This window comes from Vibrio scophthalmi (genome assembly GCF_040869025.1).
GTDB lineage: Bacteria > Pseudomonadota > Gammaproteobacteria > Enterobacterales > Vibrionaceae > Vibrio > Vibrio scophthalmi.
On record NZ_CP134271.1, the window covers coordinates 1,463,266 to 1,478,137 of the forward strand.

At 47.6% G+C, this 14,872-nt stretch carries 11 protein-coding genes, 4 tRNA genes and 3 rRNA genes; 15 read left to right on the forward strand and 3 right to left on the reverse strand.

Annotated elements, in window-relative coordinates:
* Positions 1 to 137 precede the first annotated feature (137 nt).
* From RJD38_RS06660 to RJD38_RS06675, 4 genes are all read left to right on the forward strand, one after another.
* A complete protein-coding gene (locus tag RJD38_RS06660) occupies positions 138 to 1,073 on the forward strand; it encodes a peptidoglycan-binding protein LysM (RefSeq protein WP_065545886.1) in 936 nt (311 codons plus the stop codon).
* 3 nt (positions 1,074 to 1,076) lie between these two features.
* Positions 1,077 to 2,216, forward strand: a complete 1,140-nt coding sequence (dprA, locus tag RJD38_RS06665; RefSeq protein ID WP_065545885.1) for a DNA-processing protein DprA — start codon at positions 1,077 to 1,079, stop codon at positions 2,214 to 2,216.
* The gene (locus RJD38_RS06670) at positions 2,213 to 2,689 is read left to right on the forward strand and encodes a DUF494 family protein (RefSeq protein WP_005597359.1); all 477 of its coding nucleotides are present in this window, start codon (positions 2,213 to 2,215) and stop codon (positions 2,687 to 2,689) included. Before dprA ends, RJD38_RS06670 begins: the two co-directional genes overlap by 4 nt.
* A gap of 121 nt (positions 2,690 to 2,810) precedes the next feature.
* Positions 2,811 to 3,389: a type I DNA topoisomerase gene (locus RJD38_RS06675; RefSeq protein WP_065545884.1), complete on the forward strand. Its 579-nt coding sequence runs from the start codon at positions 2,811 to 2,813 to the stop codon at positions 3,387 to 3,389.
* Between the two features lie 54 nt (positions 3,390 to 3,443).
* Here the strand turns inward: RJD38_RS06675 and RJD38_RS06680 are convergent, their stop codons facing one another.
* Together RJD38_RS06680 and purE are read right to left on the reverse strand one after the other, a co-directional pair.
* Positions 3,444 to 4,586, reverse strand: a complete 1,143-nt coding sequence (locus RJD38_RS06680; RefSeq protein ID WP_065545883.1) for a 5-(carboxyamino)imidazole ribonucleotide synthase — start codon at positions 4,584 to 4,586, stop codon at positions 3,444 to 3,446.
* A gap of 3 nt (positions 4,587 to 4,589) precedes the next feature.
* Positions 4,590 to 5,075 carry a 5-(carboxyamino)imidazole ribonucleotide mutase gene (gene purE, locus RJD38_RS06685; RefSeq protein WP_005597378.1) on the reverse strand — a complete coding sequence of 162 codons (486 nt, stop codon included), beginning with the start codon at positions 5,073 to 5,075 and terminating at the stop codon, positions 4,590 to 4,592.
* Between the two features lie 195 nt (positions 5,076 to 5,270).
* On the opposite strand from purE, the gene RJD38_RS06690 reads away from it, so the two are divergent.
* From RJD38_RS06690 to RJD38_RS06705, 4 genes are all read left to right on the forward strand, one after another.
* Complete coding sequence (locus RJD38_RS06690; RefSeq protein WP_009386325.1) at positions 5,271 to 5,828, forward strand: L-threonylcarbamoyladenylate synthase; 558 nt, start codon at positions 5,271 to 5,273, stop codon at positions 5,826 to 5,828.
* Between the two features lie 61 nt (positions 5,829 to 5,889).
* A complete protein-coding gene (hemF, locus tag RJD38_RS06695; protein WP_065545882.1) occupies positions 5,890 to 6,810 on the forward strand; it encodes an oxygen-dependent coproporphyrinogen oxidase in 921 nt (306 codons plus the stop codon).
* Between the two features lie 68 nt (positions 6,811 to 6,878).
* On the forward strand, positions 6,879 to 7,712 hold the full coding sequence (aroE, locus tag RJD38_RS06700) for a shikimate dehydrogenase (RefSeq protein WP_065429623.1): 834 nt from the start codon (positions 6,879 to 6,881) through the stop codon (positions 7,710 to 7,712).
* On the forward strand, positions 7,712 to 7,978 hold the full coding sequence (locus RJD38_RS06705; protein WP_005597384.1) for a DUF1488 domain-containing protein: 267 nt from the start codon (positions 7,712 to 7,714) through the stop codon (positions 7,976 to 7,978). The genes aroE and RJD38_RS06705 overlap by 1 nt, the downstream gene beginning before the upstream one ends.
* Here the strand turns inward: RJD38_RS06705 and RJD38_RS06710 are convergent.
* Positions 7,971 to 8,519 (reverse strand): gamma carbonic anhydrase family protein, encoded by a 549-nt coding sequence (locus tag RJD38_RS06710; protein WP_065545881.1) that lies wholly within the window; start codon positions 8,517 to 8,519, stop codon positions 7,971 to 7,973. The two genes, RJD38_RS06705 and RJD38_RS06710, sit on opposite strands and share 8 nt — an antisense overlap.
* A 572-nt stretch (positions 8,520 to 9,091) precedes the next feature.
* On the opposite strand from RJD38_RS06710, the gene RJD38_RS06715 reads away from it, so the two are divergent.
* The 7 genes from RJD38_RS06715 (at position 9,092) to RJD38_RS06745 (ending at position 14,654) form a co-directional block, all read left to right on the forward strand.
* Positions 9,092 to 10,638, forward strand: a 16S ribosomal RNA gene (locus tag RJD38_RS06715).
* A gap of 94 nt (positions 10,639 to 10,732) precedes the next feature.
* A tRNA-Glu gene (locus tag RJD38_RS06720) sits at positions 10,733 to 10,808 on the forward strand.
* 4 nt (positions 10,809 to 10,812) lie between these two features.
* Positions 10,813 to 10,888: transfer RNA gene (locus RJD38_RS06725), tRNA-Lys, on the forward strand.
* 33 nt (positions 10,889 to 10,921) lie between these two features.
* A tRNA-Val gene (locus tag RJD38_RS06730) sits at positions 10,922 to 10,997 on the forward strand.
* Between the two features lie 343 nt (positions 10,998 to 11,340).
* Positions 11,341 to 14,234, forward strand: a 23S ribosomal RNA gene (locus tag RJD38_RS06735).
* Between the two features lie 110 nt (positions 14,235 to 14,344).
* Positions 14,345 to 14,460 (forward strand): 5S ribosomal RNA (rrf, locus tag RJD38_RS06740).
* Together the 16S, 23S and 5S rRNA genes with 4 tRNA genes alongside form the textbook arrangement of a ribosomal RNA operon.
* Positions 14,461 to 14,563: 103 nt before the next feature.
* Positions 14,564 to 14,654, forward strand: a tRNA-Ser gene (locus RJD38_RS06745).
* The last annotated feature ends 218 nt before the right edge of the window (positions 14,655 to 14,872 follow it).

Consider the following 14,872-nt stretch of genomic DNA (forward strand, 5'->3'; position numbering starts at 1 on the left):
GATAAACCTCGTTGGCTCAATTCTAGACATTTTATAGGGCAAATGACAGCATCATTACGCTTTTTGAATTTCAAATGTGCCGATAAAGTAACCATTTTTGTTGTGTGGTTTGGCACCAAAAACACAAGGATTGAGGTATGTATCGAATACTACCTGCGATTGTTTTGCTGATTTTGTCTCTGCTTACCCTTACCCAAGCCAGTGCGAATTTGACATCGAGTGCCGATCAGACGGAAACCGGAATACAGGCGAAGCCGTTGGTTAAACTGAGTCCAAAGATTCGAATTTCTCAAGCTCAACCACAAGATCAGTCTCATTCAATTACATCGTCGTATCGGCATGATTTTTCCTTTCTCCCAGCTCTGTTATTGACCAAGCTAGAGTTGGATCGTGCTAGTCGTGTACTCGGCGCACGCAGTGGGCGGCGCTTATTATCAGATAACGAAGCGCTCATTATCCAAGGCTCATATTCACAAAGGTTATGGGGGATTTACCGCCCGCTTGATACTTATGTTCGCGATGAGCAAACCGTGGTGGTTTTAAAGCACGTGGCGATTGCTGAATTACAATTCCGTGAGAAACATTTATCAACCTTGCAAGTACGCCAGCAACAGCAAGAGATATTACGAGATGATGTGGTGCTACCGCTCGATAGCCAAACCCGTGACGCTCATTCTTTTGCTTATTCACCCTCACCCATAATGGAGAACCGGCTCACCACGATATTAGGTGCGATTGATGGTCGTGATTACGTCGTTAAAAACCAAATAGTGGTGCTCAATCGTGGTCAGCAAGAAGGGGTTGTACAAGGGAGTTGGTTTGATTTGTACCAAGCACCAGTATTGAGTGATCACCTCGCGACTGACGAAAAGCGTGTGATAGAAAAACTGCCAAGTTTGTCCATTGGTCGTCTAAGGGTCATTGATGCGGAGCAGTATTTTAGTTTGGCGCTGGTTACAGAAAGCCGCCAACCGATCGGGTTTGATACGGTAGTGCAATCGTCATCCTCCGCCGATTCGACTCACTCTTTAACCGCGCCAATAGCGATCGCCAGCGGCGGAGAGATGCGATAAATCATGATTGTAGAGAGTAATGAGTCTGATCTCGACCTTATCGCGTGGCTGACGCTTTACTTCACCCCAAGGCTTGGGCCCAAAGGGATGAGTAAGCTACTTAGCAAGGCATCTGCAACGCAGTTAGTCACTTATGATCCGCCGCAACTTTTGGCGCTCGGCTTAACTGAAGCGCAAGTGAGGTCAATTCAACAGCCGAATCAGCTTTATTTAATGCAATGTTTAGAGTGGCTGCATGCATCGACAGAGCACCATATTATCACGTTGCAGTCGGAGTCTTATCCGCCGCTATTGAAACAGATTTCTGCACCGCCGGCAGTATTGTTTGTTAAAGGTGATTTGAAAGCATTACATCAGCCACAAATTGCCTTGGTCGGCAGTCGTCATGCCTCGATTGATGGTTTAAACAACGCCAAACACTTCGCTGCCGCATTGGTTCAGCATGGTTTGGTGGTCACCAGTGGCTTGGCGCTAGGTATTGATGGTTATGCACATGATGGGGCTCTAACGGCGAAAGGCAAAACCATCGCAGTACTGGGTTGTGGTCTTGAGCATGTTTATCCCGCTCGCCATCGAAAACTCGCAGCACGAGTGGTGCAAAATGGCGCTTTGGTATCGGAGTTTCACCCTCGAACGTTGCCGAAAGCGAGCAACTTTCCGCGCCGTAATCGCATTATTAGTGGCTTGTCGCTGGGTGTCTTGGTTGTGGAAGCGGCGGAAAAAAGCGGTTCTCTGATCACCGCGCGCTATGCTGCAGAGCAAGGTCGAGAAGTTTTTGCTATTCCTGGCTCTATTCAAGTGCCACAAGCGAGAGGTTGTAACAGCCTGATCCAGCAAGGGGCGTGCTTAGTACAAAGTGAACAAGATGTGTTAAATGAAATAGATACACTGTTGCGCTGGTCTAATATTAATAAGCCTTTAATGCAAATTGAGCATAGCTTGGAAAAAGAGCAGAAAGAACAATTGCCATTTGCCAAGCTGTTAGCTAACGTAGGAGCCGAAGTAACACCTGTTGATATTCTGGCACAAAGGACCAATATCCCTGTGCAAGAGGTCATGATGCAGCTCTTAGAGCTTGAGCTTTCAGGGCATGTTGTTGCGGTTTCCGGTGGCTATATTCGTAAGGGGAGGGGCAAGCTATGATGATGGATATCTTGATGTATCTATTTGAAACTTATATCCATAGTGATGCTGAGTTACAAGTTAATCAAGATGAGCTCGAAGATGAATTGCTTCGCGCTGGTTTTGAACAAAGTGACATTTATAAAGCCCTTATCTGGCTAGAAGATTTGGCAGCACTACAGCAAAGCGAAGAGCATGCAGCGATTTCGGTGAGCGGTGCGGTGTCGACGCGCATTTACACTGCGCAAGAAATGGATCGCCTAGATGTCGAGTGTCGTGGTTTTCTGATGTTTCTTGAGCAAGTTAACGTGTTGACCACGGAAACACGAGAGATGGTCATTGACCGTATCATGGGTTTGGAAACCGATGATTTTGAGCTCGACGATCTAAAATGGATCGTACTCATGGTGTTGTTTAATGTACCAGGCAACGAAAATGCCTACACGCTAATGGAAGAGCTTTTGTACAGTAAAGAGCAAGGCATCCTTCATTAATCCCAACCCAATCCATTAGTCGGCTTGATCGAGATTGATTTACTCATCTATCTTGTCATAAAAGAAGCCTAATGGCGTTTGAGTTGGTTTTCACAGTCAGTGAAAGGCAGTAAGTGGAATTATGAGTAGTAAAATAGATCAGCAATTATTTTCTGCCCATGAACACGCTCTTGAGCATCAAGCTTGTCCTAAGTGTCAAGATGAGCAACGTGAGGGCGTGTTACAACTTCGCCATGGTAAACATGGCCCATTCTTGGGATGTAATCTCTACCCAGAATGCGATTTTATCAAGTCTCTGCACCAAAACGATGGTCATATCATCAAAGAGTTGGGCGTCCCATGTCCGCAGTGCGGTAATGAGTTGGTGTTACGCCAAGGTCGTTATGGGATGTTTATTGGTTGCAGCGCTTACCCGCAATGTCACCACATCGAATCTTTAGAACAGGAAGAGCAAGCCTCTACTGACATGATTGCCTGTCCGGAATGCAGCAAAGGTCACTTGGTTGAACGCAAAACCCGTTTCGGTAAACTCTTTTACGCGTGTGATAACTATCCTAAGTGTAAGTTTGCCGTTAATCAGCCACCAATAAAAGGGCGCTGTGAGTTGTGTGGTTTTCCATTGCTGATCGAAAAGAAGTTGGCGAGTGGCATCAAATATCAGTGTGCGGAACGAAAATGTCAGCATACGCAGTCACAATAAAAACGGCGCTGATTAAGGCGCCGTTTTTTTATGACTTTATTTTCTAATCCGAACTCAAAGTGAGAACTTATTAAAGCCAGCGGCAAAGTTATGAATTGCTGGGAAGGCTTGTTGATCGAGCTGTTCGGCTAAGGCGCATAAACGACGTTGCAGTTCACCGCTATAATCACCACATACATTGATGTGGCCCATTTTACGACCCGCTCGTTTCTCTTTGCCATACCAATGAATATGGCAGCCATCCATTGCCAGTAGGGTTGGCGGTAGAGTGTCTTCGCCCAATATGTTGATCATAGTGGTTTCACGCACCAGTTTAGTGCTGCCAAGTGGTAAGCCACACACTGCCCGTAGGTGGTTTTCAAACTGACAGGTTTCAGCGCCTTGTTGAGTCCAGTGACCTGAGTTATGCACTCGAGGTGCAATTTCATTGACCAGCAAGTTGCCATCCACGTCAAAGAACTCCAAGGCTAACACCCCAACATAATCTAAGCTTTGCGCCACGGCGGTGAACATCTGCTGTGCTTGTTCTTGTAGTGCGGGATCGGCGATTGCCGTTGAAAGGCTCAGTACACCATCGGTATGGACGTTTTCCGCCAATGGATAAACGGCGATAGATCCGTCTTTACCACGAGCACCAACCAAAGATACTTCACGGCTAAAAGGCACAAATTCTTCCGCGACGATGGCTTGGTTATCACTGCTCGCGATGCACTGTGCCATCTCTTGCCAAACAGCATCGATGTTGTTGGCGTCTTTTAAGCGCCATTGACCCTTGCCATCGTAACCCCCGAGGGCGCTTTTCAGTACCATCGGCAAACCGACATGCTCAATGGCGGCAAGGAAATCTTCGTATGTGTTGATCACGGCATAGTTGGCATTGCGTACACCCGCACTGTCGAGCAGCGCCTTCTCAATGCGACGATCCCCCCCAGCTTTGATCGCTTGGCTGGACGGAAGGAATTTACCACTGCGTTGGCATAGGTCGAGAATATCGTGAGGGATATGTTCAAATTCGGCGGTAATGACATCCGCTTGCGCGATCGCACTGGCCAGATCTTGTTTAATCTCTACTTGAGTGAGTGGGTGAACCACTTTGCTTTGGCTAACATCATAAGCGGTGAGCTCAATATTTAATGGTGCTCCCGCCAGAGACATCATTCGTGCCAATTGACCGGCACCTAACACCAATACGCGCATCACTTAGTCCTCAGCTGGGTTTGGATTGGCTAATACAGTTTCCGTTTGCTCGGCGCGGAAGGCTTCAACCTTGGCCATAATGGATTCATCATGCGTACCAAGAATTTGCGCTGCAAGAATACCGGCGTTGGCAGCGCCTGCTTCGCCAATGGCAAGCGTGCCAACGGCAATGCCTTTTGGCATCTGTACAATTGAGAGCAGTGAATCCATTCCTTTTAAAGCGCGTGATTGCACTGGCACACCAAGGACAGGGACAGAGGTAAACGCCGCTGCCATACCTGGAAGATGAGCAGCGCCGCCAGCGCCGGCAATAATAACTTTAATACCGCGTTCTTTCGCGCTAGAAGCGTAATCCGCAAGCAGTTGAGGAGTGCGGTGCGCTGAAACGACTTTGGTTTCATAACTGACACCAAATGTGTCGAGCATTTCTGCTGCGAGCTTCATGGTTGGCCAATCCGATTTTGAACCCATGATAATACCGACTTTCATCTCAAACTCCTTCAAGCTGCCATTAGGTGAATACGTGTTTTGTGCGCATTATACGAGTATTTTCCTCTCAAGCAAACGTTTGCGTCAGGGTTGAAATACAATAGACACAATTTATAAATAAATTGCTTTAGTCACCAAGATGGATTGTTAGTACACTGAGCAAAAATGTTAATAGAAATATGAAAGGAACGCGAAGTGGACAACTTTGAGCAGGCATTGACCGCCTTGCAACAGGGCGAAGTGATTGCCTACCCAACAGAAGGTGTATTTGGCGTCGGTTGTGATCCAGATAATCCGCAAGCTATTCAGAAACTGCTCACGCTAAAGCAAAGACCAGTAGAGAAAGGGTTGATTCTGATTGCTGCTAATTATCAGCAGCTTGTACCGTATATTGATGAGTCACAGTTAACGGAACAGCAGCTGCAGACTGTTCAAGCCACTTGGCCTGGGCCATATACTTGGATTATGCCAACCAGCGATAAAGTGTCAGATTGGGTTTCGGGACAATTTGATTCGATCGCCGTACGCGTTACTGATCACCCATTGGTACAGCAAATGTGTTTAGCCTTTGGCAAACCAATCACGTCAACCAGTGCTAATTTATCGGGTTTGGCACCGTGCATGACCACAGAAGAAGTAGAACAACAACTTGGCGATCAGCTGGTGGCCATTTTACGTGGTACAACGGGTGGTCGTGATAAACCAAGTGAAATTCGTGACGCCAAAACCCTACAAGTGTTGCGACAGGGCTAAATAGCAACTGTCATGCTCTAAGCGCCATAATAATAAGCTCAAAATGAATCAAGGAAGTCACATGCCAAGCTCAATTGATAAGCAAGCCGTAAAACAATTTCTAATGGCGTTGCAAGACAGTATTTGCCTTCAGCTCGAACGAGCGGATGGTGCCGGTATTTTTAAAGAAGATGCTTGGCAGCGCGAACCGGGTGAACATCTTAGTGGCGGTGGTCGAACTCGAGTCATGACAAGCGGAAATGTGTTTGAACAAGGTGGGGTTAACTTCTCACATGTGATGGGAAAACAGATGCCAGCGTCCGCCACGGCTCATCGTCCGGAGTTGGCTGGTCGTCGCTTTGAAGCGATGGGGGTTTCTTTGGTGATGCATCCGCATAACCCTTATGTGCCGACATCGCATGCTAATGTCCGTTTCTTTATTGCTGAAAAAGAGGGCGAAGAGCCGATTTGGTGGTTTGGTGGTGGCTTTGACTTAACGCCGTTTTATCCTTTTGAGCAAGATTGCGTTGATTGGCATGCTTGTGCCAAAAATCTTTGCACCCCATTTGGCGATGGTGTTTATGCTGAGCATAAGGAATGGTGCGATAAATATTTCTATCTCCCGCACCGCGATGAAACACGTGGCGTGGGCGGACTGTTTTTTGATGATTTGAATCAGTGGGGGTTCGAGCGCAGCTTTAACTACATGAAAACCATTGGGGCGGGATATACGCAAGCTTATCTGCCGATTGTTGAACGTAGGAAGGCTACCGGGTATGGCGAGCGTGAGCGTCAGTTCCAACTTTATCGTCGTGGCCGTTATGTGGAGTTTAATCTAGTGTGCGATCGTGGCACTTTGTTTGGTTTACAAAGTGGTGGAAGAACTGAATCGATATTAATGTCGATGCCGCCACTGGCGCGTTGGGAATATGGCTACCAACCGGAAGCGGGATCGCCAGAAGCACAACTCTACGATCACTACCTCAAACCACGACAGTGGTAGTTCTTCCCTCTATATATAGATAGTGATAGGGTCTTGATAGACCCTTTTTAATTTCTGGTAGTAAGGACATGACTCAGCAAATTGATCGCTATGCCGTTTTCGGCAACCCAATCGGCCACAGTAAATCACCGTTTATTCATACCTTGTTTGCTCGCCAAACCAATCAACCGTTAACCTATACCGCCGAGCTTGCCCCCGTCGATGGATTCAATGAGAGCGCACAAGCCTTCTTTGCCGACAGAGGGCGAGGTTGTAACGTGACGGTACCTTTTAAGGAAGCGGCTTATTTGTTTGCTGACCGGTTGACGGAACGTGCTCAACTAGCTGGTGCGGTTAATACACTTAAGAAGTTAGATGACGGCATTATCCTAGGTGACAATACTGATGGTGAAGGGCTAGTCCAAGACTTATTGCAATATCAAGTGCCACTAAAAGACGCTCGTATCCTTATTATTGGTGCTGGTGGTGCGGCGCGCGGTGTGATTAAGCCATTACTTGATCAACAACCAAGCCAGCTGGTTATTAGTAATCGTACTTTTAGTAAAGCAGAGCAATTAGCGCAAATGTTCCAGCCTTATGGCAATGTAGTCGCAACCGCAATGGAAGAGATTGATCAAGCCTTTGATGTGATCATCAATTCAACATCAGCCAGCTTGAGTGGTGAGCTACCAGAAATATCATCACAAATCTTTGCTTCTCATAGCAGTGTCTATGACATGATGTACGGCCAAGGCAAAACGACGTTCAATCAGTGGGCGCTCGAGCAAGGTGCGACTTGTGTCTATGATGGTTTGGGTATGTTGGTCGGCCAAGCGGCAGAAAGCTTTATGTTGTGGCGCGGGCTAAGACCCGGTACAAAGCAAATCCTACGTGAACTGAGAAAAAACCTAGAAGGTATATAATGAATCAATCCATTCTCTTCCCTGATACGCAAGCTTGGGATGATGAGCAGCAAGCGATCGTATTTCCTGCTCAGCAATCCGGTGCATTGATTGAGTGTCTGATTAGCCAAGTTGAGTTAGAGCGACTATCAGGTCAGAGTATTGCTAACAGCCAGCAAGCATTAGAGGTTTTTGCTCAATACCGTTTTGATCTTGAAGAGCTGGCTGAAGCATTAATAGAAGAGGAAGAATTTAACCCTCAAGGGAAAATTGAAGTGGTTAACTGATTTCTACCACGTTATGAAGGTAGTCCTCTTTATTCTGTACATAGTTGTCCGCTGACTTCTGTAAAAAGGCGCGTTCTTTCTCATGCAAAAGGCGCGCTTGTTTTACTGGGCTGCCAACATACAAGTAACCACTCTCGAGTATCTTGCCGGGAGGGACCAAACTTCCTGCACCAATCATCACTTCTTTTTGAATCACTGCGCCATCAAGAACAATTGCGCCCATCCCAACGAGAACGCGATCTTCAATCGTACAACCATGTAGCATTACTTTATGACCAATTGTCACATCGTTACCAATAATAAGAGGGTAGCCATTCGGGTTCTCACTATTTTTATGGGTAACATGCAATACGCTGCCATCTTGTACATTGGTACGTTGACCGATATAAATATGGTTCACATCGCCGCGGGCAGCCACGAGTGGCCAGATACTGGAATCATCACCAATCGAGATATCCCCGACTAAAACGGAGCTACTATCTATATAAACACGCTCACCGATAGCCGGAGCAATACCTTTATAGCTACGTAATGCTGTCATTGTTACTCCTTAAAAGAGAAATATGGCACTTTTAGCCATAGAAGAGTTGAAGAAATAGCCATCTTTGATTAGAAAACACCCAAACAACAAAAAAATCAAAAAAAACACTAAAAAGGACTTGCCAACGTGACGCCGATCTCTATAATGCGACCTCACTGACACGGCGACGGTTCGAAAGAAACGAGAGTCGAGTCGGTACGGTTACTTAGCCAAGCAGATTGCTTGAAAAAAAGTTTGAAAAAAGTGGTTGACACTAAACTTTAACTCGCTAAAATGACCGCCTCTTCCGAAGTGATGTGAGTCACAAAGAAGAACGCTCTTTAACAATATAAACCTATCAATCTGTGTGGGCACTCGTTGATGATAATCCAATAAGTTATTGCTTAGGCAATGACTGTTTCTTCGGAAACAAATTGGGTTCAATGAACTGAGTGACCAATACAAATAACTTCGGTTATTTGGCACAGTCAATTCATTATCGTTCTGTTGGAACGATAATAGCTTTAAAATTACTTCTTACTTTCGAGTAAGAGCAGTTTTGAAGTCAGTATTCATTGAGCCGACAAAATCTTAAATTGAAGAGTTTGATCATGGCTCAGATTGAACGCTGGCGGCAGGCCTAACACATGCAAGTCGAGCGGTAACAGAAAGAAAGCTTGCTTTCTTTGCTGACGAGCGGCGGACGGGTGAGTAATGCCTGGGAATATGCCTTGATGTGGGGGATAACCATTGGAAACGATGGCTAATACCGCATAATGCCTACGGGCCAAAGAGGGGGATCTTCGGACCTCTCGCGTCAAGATTAGCCCAGGTGGGATTAGCTAGTTGGTGAGGTAATGGCTCACCAAGGCGACGATCCCTAGCTGGTCTGAGAGGATGATCAGCCACACTGGAACTGAGACACGGTCCAGACTCCTACGGGAGGCAGCAGTGGGGAATATTGCACAATGGGCGCAAGCCTGATGCAGCCATGCCGCGTGTGTGAAGAAGGCCTTCGGGTTGTAAAGCACTTTCAGTCGTGAGGAAGGTTCATACGTTAATAGCGTATGGATTTGACGTTAGCGACAGAAGAAGCACCGGCTAACTCCGTGCCAGCAGCCGCGGTAATACGGAGGGTGCGAGCGTTAATCGGAATTACTGGGCGTAAAGCGCATGCAGGTGGTTTGTTAAGTCAGATGTGAAAGCCCGGGGCTCAACCTCGGAATTGCATTTGAAACTGGCAGACTAGAGTACTGTAGAGGGGGGTAGAATTTCAGGTGTAGCGGTGAAATGCGTAGAGATCTGAAGGAATACCGGTGGCGAAGGCGGCCCCCTGGACAGATACTGACACTCAGATGCGAAAGCGTGGGGAGCAAACAGGATTAGATACCCTGGTAGTCCACGCCGTAAACGATGTCTACTTGGAGGTTGTGGCCTTGAGCCGTGGCTTTCGGAGCTAACGCGTTAAGTAGACCGCCTGGGGAGTACGGTCGCAAGATTAAAACTCAAATGAATTGACGGGGGCCCGCACAAGCGGTGGAGCATGTGGTTTAATTCGATGCAACGCGAAGAACCTTACCTACTCTTGACATCCAGAGAAGCCAGCGGAGACGCAGGTGTGCCTTCGGGAACTCTGAGACAGGTGCTGCATGGCTGTCGTCAGCTCGTGTTGTGAAATGTTGGGTTAAGTCCCGCAACGAGCGCAACCCTTATCCTTGTTTGCCAGCGAGTAATGTCGGGAACTCCAGGGAGACTGCCGGTGATAAACCGGAGGAAGGTGGGGACGACGTCAAGTCATCATGGCCCTTACGAGTAGGGCTACACACGTGCTACAATGGCGCATACAGAGGGCTGCCAACCAGCGATGGTGAGCGAATCCCAAAAAGTGCGTCGTAGTCCGGATTGGAGTCTGCAACTCGACTCCATGAAGTCGGAATCGCTAGTAATCGTGGATCAGAATGCCACGGTGAATACGTTCCCGGGCCTTGTACACACCGCCCGTCACACCATGGGAGTGGGCTGCAAAAGAAGTGGGTAGTTTAACCTTTCGAGGAGGACGCTCACCACTTTGTGGTTCATGACTGGGGTGAAGTCGTAACAAGGTAGCGCTAGGGGAACCTGGCGCTGGATCACCTCCTTATACGATGATTACTCACGATGAGTGTCCACACAGATTGATAAGTTTATAAAGTTTAAGAGATAGAGACACCCCCCAAGGTGTTTCAACACTTAGTGTCCCGTTCGTCTAGAGGCCTAGGACACCGCCCTTTCACGGCGGTAACAGGGGTTCGACTCCCCTACGGGATACCACTAAGGGTCGTTAGCTCAGTTGGTAGAGCAGTTGACTTTTAATCAATTGGTCGCAGGTTCGAATCCTGCACGACCCACCATTCTTTCTCCACGAAGGAATTAAAACTTTTAGTGGGCGATTAGCTCAGTTGGGAGAGCACCTGCCTTACAAGCAGGGGGTCACTGGTTCGAGCCCGGTATCGCCCACCATTCTCTAAGAATTTTTGGAATAGGATATCCAAACCACTCAGTAATGTATGTGGTTGGAATTTTCGACGCCGAAAGTCTTTAGAAAATGTATTTTGAAGCTTTGCTTCAGATTTATATGCTCTTTAACAATTTGGAAAGCTGACTGATAACAACATTGTTGTTATCAAAAAAAGTTCTCAATGTTTATCTTTAAGATAAACACCAAAAAACACATTCAAGTGTTCTTGGCAATATCATCATTTAATGATGATTATTCGAAATTGAGTCCGGCAAAATCGAACGTCTCTCACTCATAAAATAGAGAGACAACTTGGTTGTTTAACGAAACTCCTTCGGGTTGTATGGTTAAGTGACTAAGCGTACACGGTGGATGCCTTGGCAGTCAGAGGCGATGAAAGACGTAGTAACTTGCGATAAGCCCAGATTAGGTAGTAACAACCATTTGAGTCTGGGATTTCTGAATGGGGAAACCCACGTGCATAAGCACGTATCATTAACTGAATACATAGGTTAATGAGGCGAACCGGGGGAACTGAAACATCTAAGTACCCCGAGGAAAAGAAATCAACCGAGATTCCGAAAGTAGCGGCGAGCGAAATTGGATTAGCCCTTAAGCGTTTTATGCGTCAGGTGAAACTTCTGGAAAGTTGTGCGATACAGGGTGATAGCCCCGTAACCGGCAACGCATATTAGGTGAAAACGAGTAGGGCGGGACACGTGTTATCCTGTCTGAATATGGGGGGACCATCCTCCAAGGCTAAATACTACTGACTGACCGATAGTGAACCAGTACCGTGAGGGAAAGGCGAAAAGAACCCCTGTGAGGGGAGTGAAATAGAACCTGAAACCGTGTACGTACAAGCAGTAGGAGCGGGCATTGCGTCCCGTGACTGCGTACCTTTTGTATAATGGGTCAGCGACTTAATTTTAGTAGCAAGGTTAACCATCTAGGGGAGCCGTAGGGAAACCGAGTCTTAACTGGGCGTATAGTTGCTAGAATTAGACCCGAAACCAGGTGATCTAGCCATGGGCAGGTTGAAGATTGAGTAACATCAATTGGAGGACCGAACCGACTAATGTTGAAAAATTAGCGGATGACTTGTGGCTAGGGGTGAAAGGCCAATCAAACCTGGAGATAGCTGGTTCTCCCCGAAAGCTATTTAGGTAGCGCCTCGGACGAATACTACTGGGGGTAGAGCACTGTTAAGGCTAGGGGGTCATCCCGACTTACCAACCCTTTGCAAACTCCGAATACCAGTAAGTACTATCCGGGAGACACACGGCGGGTGCTAACGTCCGTCGTGGAGAGGGAAACAACCCAGACCGCCAGCTAAGGTCCCAAATTATTACTAAGTGGGAAACGATGTGGGAAGGCTTAGACAGCTAGGATGTTGGCTTAGAAGCAGCCATCATTTAAAGAAAGCGTAATAGCTCACTAGTCGAGTCGGCCTGCGCGGAAGATGTAACGGGGCTAAGTAATAAACCGAAGCTGCGGCAATGAAGTTTACTTCATTGGGTAGGGGAGCGTTCTGTAAGCGGTTGAAGGTGTGCTGTAAGGCATGCTGGACGTATCAGAAGTGCGAATGCTGACATGAGTAACGATAAAGGGGGTGAAAAACCTCCTCGCCGGAAGACCAAGGGTTCCTGTCCAACGTTAATCGGGGCAGGGTAAGTCGACCCCTAAGGCGAGGCCGAAAGGCGTAGTCGATGGGAAACGGGTTAATATTCCCGTACTTCTTATAATTGCGATGGGGGGACGGAGAAGGCTAGGTGGGCCTGGCGACGGTTGTCCAGGTTCAAGTACGTAGGCGGGTGGTTTAGGTAAATCCGGACCGCTATTAACGCTGAGATACGATGTCGAGCTACTACGGTAGTGAAGTCATTGATGCCATGCTTCCAGGAAAAGCCTCTAAGCTTCAGATTATAAGAAATCGTACCCCAAACCGACACAGGTGGTCGGGTAGAGAATACCAAGGCGCTTGAGAGAACTCGGGTGAAGGAACTAGGCAAAATGGTACCGTAACTTCGGGAGAAGGTACGCTCTCGACGGTGAAGTCCCTTGCGGATGGAGCTATTGGGAGTCGCAGATACCAGGTGGCTGCAACTGTTTATTAAAAACACAGCACTGTGCAAAATCGTAAGATGACGTATACGGTGTGACGCCTGCCCGGTGCCGGAAGGTTAATTGATGGGGTTAGACTTCGGTCGAAGCTCTTGATCGAAGCCCCGGTAAACGGCGGCCGTAACTATAACGGTCCTAAGGTAGCGAAATTCCTTGTCGGGTAAGTTCCGACCTGCACGAATGGCGTAATGATGGCCACGCTGTCTCCACCCGAGACTCAGTGAAATTGAAATCGCTGTGAAGATGCAGTGTACCCGCGGCTAGACGGAAAGACCCCGTGAACCTTTACTACAGCTTGGCACTGAACATTGACCCTACATGTGTAGGATAGGTGGGAGCCTTTGAAGCACGTACGCCAGTATGTGTGGAGGCAATCTTGAAATACCACCCTTGTATGCTTGATGTTCTAACGTTGGTCCCTTATCGGGATTACGGACAGTGCCTGGTGGGTAGTTTGACTGGGGCGGTCTCCTCCCAAAGAGTAACGGAGGAGCACGAAGGTGGGCTAAACACGGTTGGACATCGTGTGGTTAGTGCAATGGCATAAGCCCGCTTAACTGCGAGAATGACGGTTCGAGCAGGTACGAAAGTAGGTCATAGTGATCCGGTGGTTCTGTATGGAAGGGCCATCGCTCAACGGATAAAAGGTACTCCGGGGATAACAGGCTGATACCGCCCAAGAGTTCATATCGACGGCGGTGTTTGGCACCTCGATGTCGGCTCATCACATCCTGGGGCTGAAGTCGGTCCCAAGGGTATGGCTGTTCGCCATTTAAAGTGGTACGCGAGCTGGGTTTAGAACGTCGTGAGACAGTTCGGTCCCTATCTGCCGTGGGCGTTGGAAAATTGAAAGGGGCTGCTCCTAGTACGAGAGGACCGGAGTGGACGAACCTCTGGTGTTCGGGTTGTCATGCCAATGGCATTGCCCGGTAGCTAAGTTCGGAATCGATAACCGCTGAAAGCATCTAAGCGGGAAGCGAGCCTTGAGATGAGTTTTCCCTGGCACTTTAAGTGCCCTAAAGGGTTGTTCGAGACTAGAACGTTGATAGGCAGGGTGTGTAAGCGCTGTGAGGCGTTGAGCTAACCTGTACTAATTGCCCGTGAGGCTTAACCATACAACACCCAAGGGGTTTTGTAGGACTCAATGCAAGAACGATTGAATGTGTAATAGAACTTCAAAGACAGCTTTCCAGATTATTCTCTAGAAATAGAGAGAAAGAATTTGCTTGGCGACCATAGCGTTGCGGACCCACCTGATTCCATGCCGAACTCAGAAGTGAAACGCAATAGCGCCGATGGTAGTGTGGGGTCTCCCCATGTGAGAGTAGGACATCGCCAGGCTTTAATTTCGTTTTCATCTTTAACCAAGTGAAGACAAGAGATACCGTTATTTGCACGCAAATAACAACATCGTCAGTGTACTAATCTGATGATGAAAGAACGTGGAGAGATGGCTGAGTGGTTTAAAGCACCGGTCTTGAAAACCGGCGTGGGTTTATAGCCCACCTAGGGTTCAAATCCCTATCTCTCCGCCACATTCGAATAACCCCAGTCGAAAGACTGGGGTTTTTTCGTTTATAACGTCTACAAATGTAGAGCCTCCATCGTCATCGTCATCGATAGATTCGATGCGATAGCTTGACCGCTTTATATCCTAAAGAGATACAATTTCCCAATTCCCAATTCCCAATTCCCAATTCCCAATTCCCAATTCCCAATTCCCAATTCCCAATTCCCAATTCCCAATTCCCAA

Bases quoted from the DNA above. Each gene is read 5' to 3' on its own strand.
- RJD38_RS06670 (WP_005597359.1), top strand. From the start codon at position 2,213: ATGATGATGGATATCTTGATGTATCTATTTGAAACTTATATCCATAGT.
- hemF (WP_065545882.1), top strand. From the start codon at position 5,890: ATGCCAAGCTCAATTGATAAGCAAGCCGTAAAACAATTTCTAATGGCG.
- RJD38_RS06705 (WP_005597384.1), top strand. From the start codon at position 7,712: ATGAATCAATCCATTCTCTTCCCTGATACGCAAGCTTGGGATGATGAG.
- aroE (WP_065429623.1), top strand. From the start codon at position 6,879: ATGACTCAGCAAATTGATCGCTATGCCGTTTTCGGCAACCCAATCGGC.
- dprA (WP_065545885.1), top strand. From the start codon at position 1,077: ATGATTGTAGAGAGTAATGAGTCTGATCTCGACCTTATCGCGTGGCTG.
- RJD38_RS06710 (WP_065545881.1), bottom strand. From the start codon at position 8,519: ATGACAGCATTACGTAGCTATAAAGGTATTGCTCCGGCTATCGGTGAG.
- RJD38_RS06675 (WP_065545884.1), top strand. From the start codon at position 2,811: ATGAGTAGTAAAATAGATCAGCAATTATTTTCTGCCCATGAACACGCT.
- RJD38_RS06660 (WP_065545886.1), top strand. From the start codon at position 138: ATGTATCGAATACTACCTGCGATTGTTTTGCTGATTTTGTCTCTGCTT.
- purE (WP_005597378.1), bottom strand. From the start codon at position 5,075: ATGAAAGTCGGTATTATCATGGGTTCAAAATCGGATTGGCCAACCATG.
- RJD38_RS06680 (WP_065545883.1), bottom strand. From the start codon at position 4,586: ATGCGCGTATTGGTGTTAGGTGCCGGTCAATTGGCACGAATGATGTCT.